This is a genomic window from Microcoleus sp. S36b_A4 (genome assembly GCF_036700645.1).
In the GTDB taxonomy this organism is placed as follows: Bacteria; Cyanobacteriota; Cyanobacteriia; order Cyanobacteriales; family Microcoleaceae; genus Microcoleus.
This window is the reverse complement of sequence record NZ_JAUBPI010000211.1, coordinates 1-1,775: the sequence shown is the minus strand read 5'-3', so window position 1 is coordinate 1,775 and position 1,775 is coordinate 1. Positions and strand designations below refer to the sequence as shown.

The 1,775-nt window shown below is 44.7% G+C and carries 1 protein-coding gene; it reads right to left on the bottom strand.

Annotated elements, in window-relative coordinates; translation table 11 throughout:
* Positions 1-45 precede the first annotated feature (45 nt).
* Entirely contained in the window at positions 46-1,704 is a 1,659-nt protein-coding gene (locus tag QUA03_RS28820) for an IS1182 family transposase (protein ID WP_333217139.1), read from the bottom strand.
* Positions 1,705-1,775 lie beyond the last annotated feature (71 nt).

Sequence of the window (1,775 nt, the reverse complement as noted above, 5' to 3'; positions counted from 1 at the left end):
TTAAAAAAGGGTGAAACCAAACATCCCATAATCATGGAAAAAAAACTACAATGAGGCAGAGGGAAAAAGAGCCGAAAAACGAGACACACGGGTCAAGCCAATCGGAATGTTACGCCAAAACGCCCACATTCTTGACAGATTCATCGCCGCAGCAGTCACAATATGTTGTAGACGAGTCTTGGCAAGACCCATGTAACGAGCGTCGCGCAAACCAAAAACACGAATTCCTTGAGATAGGGAACTTTCAACACCAGCCCGTAAGGCATAACGCTGCTTAAAATCGAGGGTATGTTGTCTGGCCCTACCCTTGGCTAAAGCTTCATAAAGAGGTTGAGGTTTGAGAGTCAGAACACGGGCATGGGTCGGCGAATGAGTACATTGAGAGCGAACAGGACAAGCAGCGCAATCGGGCCGACGAAAGCGTACTTGAATGGTCGGATTGCCATAATTATCCGAGCGTTGATGCCAAGATTTGCTGATGTGGCCCTGCGGACAAGTAGCATGGCGATGCTCCCAATCGACCTTAAAACAAGAAAGCTCAAAGCCCAGCTTAGCTTGTTCTTGCCAACTAGAGTCAGGCGGTACAGGGCCAAGGAGCTCAATACCTAATTGTGTTTCGCTCGTGAGCAAGTGCTGAGCATCAACATAAGCAGTATCAACAATATGTTCTTGTGGTAACAAGTGTTTATCAGCTAAACTTTGATGAATCACCTGAGTCATTTCGACATCTCCAATGGTTGCAGGTGTCGTTTCAACATTCGTAATTAGATGAGGTAAATCTCGATCGCAAGTTTCTGTAAGATGTACTGTATAACCTGTCCAATTGGTATCTCTTTTTGTCCGATTGCGAGCCTCGATATCATAAGGGGAAGTAATTAACTGCTTGTGGGGCGGTAAATTATCAGCTGATCGCCAATAAACTTTGCCGGACGACCACCCATATTGCTGTATCCAGACACAGCGTAAAATTTCTACAGCTTTGAGCTGACGTAACCATTCAGGACTCAAAGGGTCATACAAAGCCGACAATAAGTGATGACCATCACAGCCAATAGTCAATAGCAAGCTTTGTTTTTCGGTTTCAGATTTCGGCAAGCGATATTGCTCAAATCTCGTGCCATAACGCTCAGACCAATCCTGATTAACTACTGTTAATAACCATTCATCAGCCACAGTTGCTAGCTGATTTAAAGCATGACGTAAAGTTTCTCCAACGCATTCGAGGCGGTTCATTTTACGGATGGCTCCGATGACATGGGTCGAGTCTGTTCTGGCTTTCCCTCTGGCTTTGAGCCATCCCTTATCTTGAAAATGTGCTAGCATTTTATCGAGTAATTGACTTTCACGTCCCGCAGCAATTAACCGACTTCTCCATTCACTTAAAACTGAATAATCAAAGCCGCTATCAGTAATTTCTAGTCCCAAAGCATACTTCCAATCTATACGACTTCTCACTGCTTCTGCTGTTTGTCGGTCAGTCAATCCCTCGGCAAATTGCATCACACTGATTAATGCTAATTGCCCTGGTGATAAAGCACTTTGACCACAGTCGGCTCGAAACAAGGTGATAAAGTCAGTATCTTCGTACAACACTCCGAGTTCGTCGCGCATTTTCATATATGGATTTCCTTTGGGAAAGGAGGTTCGTGCAACAGTTGCTGTCATTTCTGGAATCGATGACCAGTTGCGGGGGTGAAGAGTCATAATAGATTATTTAATATGCTGCGTGATTACACAATCATTCTGCCTATTCAGGACGGCGATGTCTGAGGGGT

What these genes read in the sequence shown, in the direction of transcription:
- QUA03_RS28820 (WP_333217139.1), bottom strand. Translation starts at nt 1,704, where the DNA reads ATGACTCTTCACCCCCGCAACTGGTCATCGATTCCAGAAATGACAGCA.